Here is a 6531-nt window from a genome sequence, read left to right on the forward strand (position 1 = left end):
ACAAAGATGTCATTAGCCTGTCATGCAGCAAACAGAAGCCATTCGATATAATTAGTGCAACTTATCAGGAAGGCTGGATTGCTTCATCAATACCCGGCGTCAGAGTACGCCAGGAAATGAATATCCAGTCCTCTCCCGGAGAAATAAACACTGCCGAACCTGTTTCAGTTATGGAACTGAAAACGTCGGTTGTACTTCCCCGGACATCACTAATTCAGAAATGGAGATTTATCATGAAAAATATCGTATTAGCATCCTTGCTGGGCTTTGGTTTAATTTCTTCGGCCTGGGCCACTGAAACCGTGAATATCCATGAGCGGGTCAACAATGCACAGGCTCCTGCTCACCAGATGCAGTCTGCTGCGGCTCCTGTCGGGATCCAGGGGACTGCTCCTCGTATGGCCGGTATGGACCAGCATGAACAGGCCATTATTGCTCATGAAACCATGACGAACGGGTCGGCGGATGCGCACCAGAAAATGGTTGAAAGTCATCAGAGGATGATGGGAAGTCAGACCGTTTCCCCTACCGGGCCGTCGAAGTCATTAGCGGCAATGAATGAGCATGAAAGAGCTGCAGTTGCCCATGAATTTATGAATAACGGTCAGTCTGGCCCACATCAGGCCATGGCCGAAGCGCATCGTCGCATGCTCAGTGCAGGCTGACGGCGAGGGAAGTATCTGTGCTGTCCTTATTTCCTTGATAGATTTTTCCGTAACCGGATATATGGCAACATCTTTGCCCCCTACAGGGGCATTTTTATCAGATTCTGCTACAGTTAACGGGTATCAACTTAAAAGGATATTTTTTATGAAAGCCAGAAACACTTTATTTGCAGTATTATTGTTATCCCTGCCAGCGATTTCAGCAGAACATTCAGAAATGAAAATGACTGATATGTCTACCTCGGCTTCGTCACAGGAATATATGGCTGGCATGAAAGACATGCATGACAAAATGATGGCTGCCGTAAATGAATCCGATCCCGACAAGGCTTTTGCGAAAGGCATGGTAGCGCACCATGAAGGGGCAATAGCAATGGCTGAGACCGAGCTAAAATACGGAAAAGATCCGGAAATGAGAAAGCTCGCACAGGACATCATTAAAGCTCAAAAAGGTGAAATTGAGCAGATGAATAAATGGCTTGATAGTCAAAAGTAAACATTGCAGAAATGTCACGACAAGCGTGATTTTACATCGCTCCTGGGCACGGGAGTCTGTTAATCTTTATATAATTCAAACCCGATTAATTTCGGGTTTTGTATTTTCACGCGCCAAATCGGTAACTACCAGGAAATAATGACCGTCTCTGCAAGCAAGGTAAAAGCATTACTATTGAATAACACTCACCTGTTCTCACCTTTATAATAGCGAATCAAATCCTCCAGAGATATATCGATAGCTACCTGTTTTAATAACTCCTTTCTCTCATTATATATTTTCTCAAGCATTTCTTCATATCCCTGGCCGAGGTGAATTTGCTTATGGCAATTGCAACACAGCGATATTATATTTTCTTCGACGTCAAGCGAAGTGTTAAAATCATCCTGCATGGACATAGGTACAATGTGATGAGGTTCAGTATAATTCAGGGAAGAGTTACGCCTTCTGAAGGTTGGGTGTTCACCATCGACTTCACATCTGTAACCTGCTTTGTTCAGTGCATTTTTCGAAACCCCTTTATTTCTTGGGTACGAGACGCCATTTTTTACTTCAATTGCATGTTTCTTTGGTTTAGCTTCCCCTGTATATTCAAATGCCTGGGCGATATCAAATGTATTATTCGCTTCCATGGCGTTGATCAACTCATCGTCTGAGTAATACTCATTGATGGTTATTTCTTCCACACCAAATAAATCCAGCTCTTTAATTGCCTGAACAAGTTCATCACGAATAGTCCATAAGTATCTTTTTGGTTTTTCACCGGTTTCTTTACTCTTCATGACTGTAATGAATTTTGTGCCAGGTGCTATATTCCCGATCCCTTTAACTTCAAACCTTCCTAGCTCTTTTTGAACTCTACCACCGAGCCCGTTAATAACGCCATTAGCACTCATACTGTGCTGGTCGTACTTTTTGCCTATATCAAAACATGTGCAGGAATGATTTGGTTCAATATACCATTTTTTTAACGCCTCAATACTTTTAGAGTCAAAAACCTTTTCATTCATTAACAGATTTTTCCATTCTTCCACACTGATATCAATGTCGCAGACGTACTCCCCGTCAATTACCTGGCAAATCTTATAGATCACGATCTATCCCCCCTGTAATAAAAAAATCATCACAATACACAGTCCGTTACCCGGTATGAGTGCAGTCAGGTAACATCTGCAGTATGCCATATTTTCAGCTCTGGTAAATCAGAAAAACCATTGTCATGGCATCTCAAATTAAATTATTTCTGAAATTACTAAACTTCAGCATCCATCACCGACTATACCATGTTTTCTGTCTGGCCCAGATATAATGGACAGTTAGTTCCGCTCATTATCCGCGATGATGAAATAGTCTCCGGCCAACAAAACCGTACAATGTTTTCAATGACCTGCACTTTTAACTGAACAAGTGAAAAACCATTCAGAACTTAAAATGTTAACAATAATTTCATGCTGGCGTGTATGCCACATTATTCACATTTTGCGAATGAAAATAACTGGCATAATTGAATTTAATGATAATGTTACATATTGTCAGCCAGGTTCCGGAAAGCGAGAACCGGAACCGCACCTGTCCAGCCGGTATTTCCGTCGATGACCCTCGCTTTTTACTGATTTGTGCCCGACTGAGAAATCGGTAACTCAGTTTCGGAATCGGCGCAGATGAGTTTCCGGAACAAAATAAATGTTGCCGCGCGCCCGTGAGCATGCCACGTACAGCCTGTTACGGGACGATGGTGGAAGGGCTGCCAGTTCCTGACGGGTCAGAAGCTTCCAGTGGGCGGGCCCCATCACAATGCAGACATCCTGAAAGTGATCGAGCCCTTTGCTGACGCCCCAGTTCATGGAATAGCAGCCGTAACGGTGATGCTCACGATAGAAGAGCTTAATCACCGTATTATCGGCGTGCAGGGCGGCTGTGCGCTCTGCATCTGTGATCGTTTCAATCAGGGTGGCATGTATCCCATGGGCAGCGATACGGATGTTCAGTTGCCCGGTGATAAACTCGCACACCGAAGTCGAGCAACGCCATGTTCGGTTGAGCGTGTTACGGTCAACCATGAAACCTGCTGCGGCGAAGCGGGCCTCATATCGCGTAATGTCATCGTGCAGCGCTGAATTAACGTTGCCGTCACGGCTTGTATCAAAGGTATGCTGATAAAAATCACCGCAACACAGCACAGTGATTTCCGCACGGCAGAGCTCCAGCAGAAAATCAAAGTCATGTCCGGCAAAGTCCTGGACTTCATCGACAAGCAGTTCATCGTAGTAACGGGCAAGCCGGGTACGGATATCCGGCAGCAGCCCCCGGGCTGTCAGCAAGTGTGCGAGCCTCCGGTGATATAGCCGTCCGGCGGGATCCTGATAATGCCGGGCATTCGTGCGCGGTATTCCGGGAGGGGGTCGGTCGAAGCTCAGGCCACGCGATGCCAGCCGCTCCTGCAGGAAAGGCCGGAAGCAAAAACCGTGCAGAAACTCAAACCAGGTCATCACCCTGATCCCGTCCGGGATAAAGCCAAAACGTCTGATAATCTGCGCCCGCAGATGCGCTTCATTATTCACGGTGAAGGTCAGGATCAGCGTTCTCCGGTCCTCACTCAACCGCCGTATCAGCAGCGTGGTCTTGCCCGAGCCGGCAACCGCAAATATCACTCTCTTATCCATGCCAGTGCCTCCTGAATATAATCAGGTACCGTCAGCTCTTCGGCGTGCAGCTGTAACAGCCGGAATGCTGCTTCTGCCTTATTGGCCAGCATGTATTCCTGCACCGTGAGTGTTCGGCGGGTTCCGCGGAAAAGCGCGTCACACAGAGCAGCGTTATCCTGATACAGGCAGATTTCAAATGTGGATCGGGTGTTGTCGCGATCAGCAAATGCCCGGGTGCGGGAACACAGCACGTCAGCATAGCGTTCATCGCAGTTTTGCTGATAGTTTCCGTCATTATGGGGTCGTTTGCGGGAGAGGGCGAAATCCTACGCTAAGGCTTTGGCCAACGATATTCTCCGGTAAGATTGATGTGTTCCCAGGGGATAGGAGAAGTCGCTTGATATCTAGTATGACGTCTGTCGCACCTGCTTGATCGCGGCCGCGATAGCTAGATCGCGTTGCTCCTCTTCTCCATCCGCGTTCCAAGCTGCGGAAAGGCACCCATAAGCGTACGCCTGGTCGAGCAGGCGACGCGGATCGACGTCCAGCGCACGAGAGAATGCGTCCGCCATCTGTGCAATGCGTCTAGGATCGAGACAAAGGTCGTCTCTGTCAGCCGGATCGTAGAACATATTGGCGGCGCCAAAGCCCACTTCACCGACCAGACCGACGGGATCTATCACCAGCCAGCCGCGACTGGAGAACATGATGTTTTCATGATGCAGATCGCCATGTAGCCCACGCAGTTCCGAGGCATTGCTCATCATTTGATCGGCTATAATCGCCGCGTGGACGTAGTCAGTTTGACAACCTGCGTTTTGATCATCGCGCGCCCGCTGAAACAAAGCTGCAAAGCGATCCCGGATCGGGAGAAGGGCAGAAGGCAGGGGTTCCTCAGATGCGGCATACAGCTTCGCCATTAGTTCCGCTGCAATTTCGGTCGCCTGGTAGTCGCCGTGCTCGGCAACGATGTGAGAGAGCATTCGCTCCCCGGCATATTCGAGCAACATCAGATTGTTCTCACGACCGAGCAACCGGACTGCTCCCCTCCCATTGCGCCATACCAGATAGTCGGCCCCGCGCAGTTCATCAGCAATGTCTTCTATAGGTTTCAATCCCTTGACGATTGCAGGAGTCCCGTCTGGCAATGAAACTTTCCAAACGAGGCTGGAAAAGGTGTCCGCAATGAGAACAGGTTGCGAAACGTGCCAATGAGCAGGAAAAACAGGCGGCATGAACATCAACCCCAAGTCAGAGGGTCCAATCGCAGATAGAAGGCAAGGCGTTCGCGGTCGGGGGCTTCGATCCCCAATACATTGAATAGGACAGCGAAGGCGCGCTCTGCTTCATCTGGCGCTGCCCAGTTCTCTTCGGCGTTAGCAATCATGAGTGCCAAATCGGCATAGCGATCTGCTGTTCCGAGCCGCCCAAGGTCGATCAGACCCGTGCATTGAAGAGTTTTAGGGTCCACCATGAAGTTCGGCATGCAGGGATCACCATGGCAAACAACCATATCGGTGCGCTCTTGGTCGAGCCGCACCGGTAGCTCTCGTTCGACACGAGCCAAAAGATCGAGCTGCGGCGTACTCTTGTCCTCGTCCGGTAAGAAGTCGGGATTGACGGCATTGCGGGACACCACATCAACGGCGCGTCCGAACATTCGCGACAGCCTGCGCTCAAACGGACATTGATCAACCGATAGGCTGTGAACAGCGCCAAGTTGCTGCCCCATTGACGGCCACGCTTTGAGCAAATCCGCTCCAGACAGATCAGCCGCCGGTACTCCCGGAATTGCCGTTATCACCAAGCATGCACCCTCCTGTTCCTCCTGCCAGTTGATCACCTCGGGGCAAGCCACACCTCGACCTTTGAGCCAAATGAGGCGGTCACGCTCTCCAGCGAGCTCACCGCGGCGGGAAGCAGGTGCGATTTTCGCGAAGGCATGCCCGTCACCACGTCGAAAAACAAAATCACCAGATTCTCCGCCTCTGACAGGCAACCAGTCAGAATGCGATTCACCAAAAAAAATATTAGTTCGATTCAATGGAGGTTCCTTCAGTTTTCTGATGAAGCGCGGAGGTGGCTCAACCTGCGAAAAGAAACGAGTTGCTATGGACTTGCACCGGTTGTGTTCCGGTCTATCTCTCATTTTAAGCGGCTTTTTTCTCAAATGCCACCGGCGATTTCCAGCCGAGTGTTGAATGTCTTCGGCGTGGATTATAAAAGCCATTTATATATTCGAAGATTGCAATCTCAATATCTCGCCTTGTTTGCCAGTGTCTGCGCCAAATCAACTCAGCCTTTAATGATTTAAAGAAGCTTTCTACTGCGGAGTTATCAAAACAATTGCCTTTCCCGCTCATGGACGGCAGCAATTGATGTTTGAGCAGTAGCTTTTGATATTCATGAGCGCAATATTGGCTCCCACGGTCTGTGTGTTGAATACAACCCGGTGGTGGTTTGCGTAAAGCCAACGCCATATTCAGTGCCCTTAATGCAAGATCCTGCTTTAATCGATCACCTGTTGCCCAGCCAATCACGCGACGGGAATACAGGTCAAGGATAACAGCAAGATAGACCCATCCTTCTCTGGTCCAAAGTAGAGTAAGAGGCAGGGCGTAGTCGGACTATTTCCCTGCCTCTCCTCCCCGAACCGGACGTGCACCTTTCAGCGCATCCGGCTCTCCATTTAAATGCTGGCGAACGCCATTGCCACTTCTGTAAA

At 49.1% G+C, this 6531-nt stretch carries 6 protein-coding genes and 2 pseudogenes; 2 read left to right on the forward strand and 6 right to left on the reverse strand.

Annotated elements, in window-relative coordinates; genetic code table 11:
• Window positions 1-233 precede the first annotated feature (233 nt).
• Together silE and LLF79_RS25710 are read left to right on the forward strand one after the other, a co-directional pair.
• A complete protein-coding gene (gene silE / locus LLF79_RS25705) occupies window positions 234-665 on the forward strand; it encodes a silver-binding protein SilE (protein WP_000790485.1) in 432 nt (143 codons plus the stop codon).
• Between the two features lie 145 nt (window positions 666-810).
• Window positions 811-1161 (forward strand): DUF305 domain-containing protein, encoded by a 351-nt coding sequence (locus LLF79_RS25710; protein ID WP_032662182.1) that lies wholly within the window; start codon window positions 811-813, stop codon window positions 1159-1161.
• Between the two features lie 185 nt (window positions 1162-1346).
• On the opposite strand, the gene LLF79_RS25715 is transcribed toward LLF79_RS25710, so the two are convergent.
• The 6 genes and pseudogenes from LLF79_RS25715 to LLF79_RS25740 all read right to left on the reverse strand — a co-directional run.
• The gene (locus LLF79_RS25715; RefSeq protein ID WP_032662179.1) at window positions 1347-2255 is read right to left on the reverse strand and encodes an HNH endonuclease; all 909 of its coding nucleotides are present in this window, start codon (window positions 2253-2255) and stop codon (window positions 1347-1349) included.
• Window positions 2256-2801: 546 nt separating this feature from the next.
• A complete protein-coding gene (locus LLF79_RS25720; protein ID WP_032662174.1) occupies window positions 2802-3824 on the reverse strand; it encodes a helicase UvrD in 1023 nt (340 codons plus the stop codon).
• Window positions 3809-4102, reverse strand: a pseudogene (locus tag LLF79_RS25725) (ATP-dependent endonuclease); the annotation flags it as partial. The pseudogene LLF79_RS25725 and the gene LLF79_RS25720, both read right to left, overlap by 16 nt.
• A 108-nt stretch (window positions 4103-4210) precedes the next feature.
• Window positions 4211-5047, reverse strand: coding sequence for an aminoglycoside O-phosphotransferase APH(6)-Id (locus LLF79_RS25730; RefSeq protein ID WP_000480968.1), 837 nt, complete (start codon window positions 5045-5047; stop codon window positions 4211-4213).
• Window positions 5047-5850, reverse strand: coding sequence for an aminoglycoside O-phosphotransferase APH(3'')-Ib (aph(3'')-Ib, locus tag LLF79_RS25735; RefSeq protein ID WP_001082319.1), 804 nt, complete (start codon window positions 5848-5850; stop codon window positions 5047-5049). The genes LLF79_RS25730 and aph(3'')-Ib overlap by 1 nt, the downstream gene beginning before the upstream one ends.
• Before the next feature lie 106 nt (window positions 5851-5956).
• Window positions 5957-6415: pseudogene (locus LLF79_RS25740) on the reverse strand (IS3-like element IS1133 family transposase); the annotation flags it as partial.
• Window positions 6416-6531 lie beyond the last annotated feature (116 nt).

Source organism: Enterobacter cloacae complex sp. 2021EL-01169 (genome assembly GCF_020733125.1).
Classification (GTDB): Bacteria; Pseudomonadota; Gammaproteobacteria; order Enterobacterales; family Enterobacteriaceae; genus Enterobacter; species Enterobacter roggenkampii.

Bases quoted from the DNA above. Each gene is read 5' to 3' on its own strand.
- silE (WP_000790485.1), top strand. From the start codon at position 234: ATGAAAAATATCGTATTAGCATCCTTGCTGGGCTTTGGTTTAATTTCT.
- LLF79_RS25710 (WP_032662182.1), top strand. From the start codon at position 811: ATGAAAGCCAGAAACACTTTATTTGCAGTATTATTGTTATCCCTGCCA.
- LLF79_RS25720 (WP_032662174.1), bottom strand. From the start codon at position 3,824: ATGGATAAGAGAGTGATATTTGCGGTTGCCGGCTCGGGCAAGACCACG.
- LLF79_RS25730 (WP_000480968.1), bottom strand. From the start codon at position 5,047: ATGTTCATGCCGCCTGTTTTTCCTGCTCATTGGCACGTTTCGCAACCT.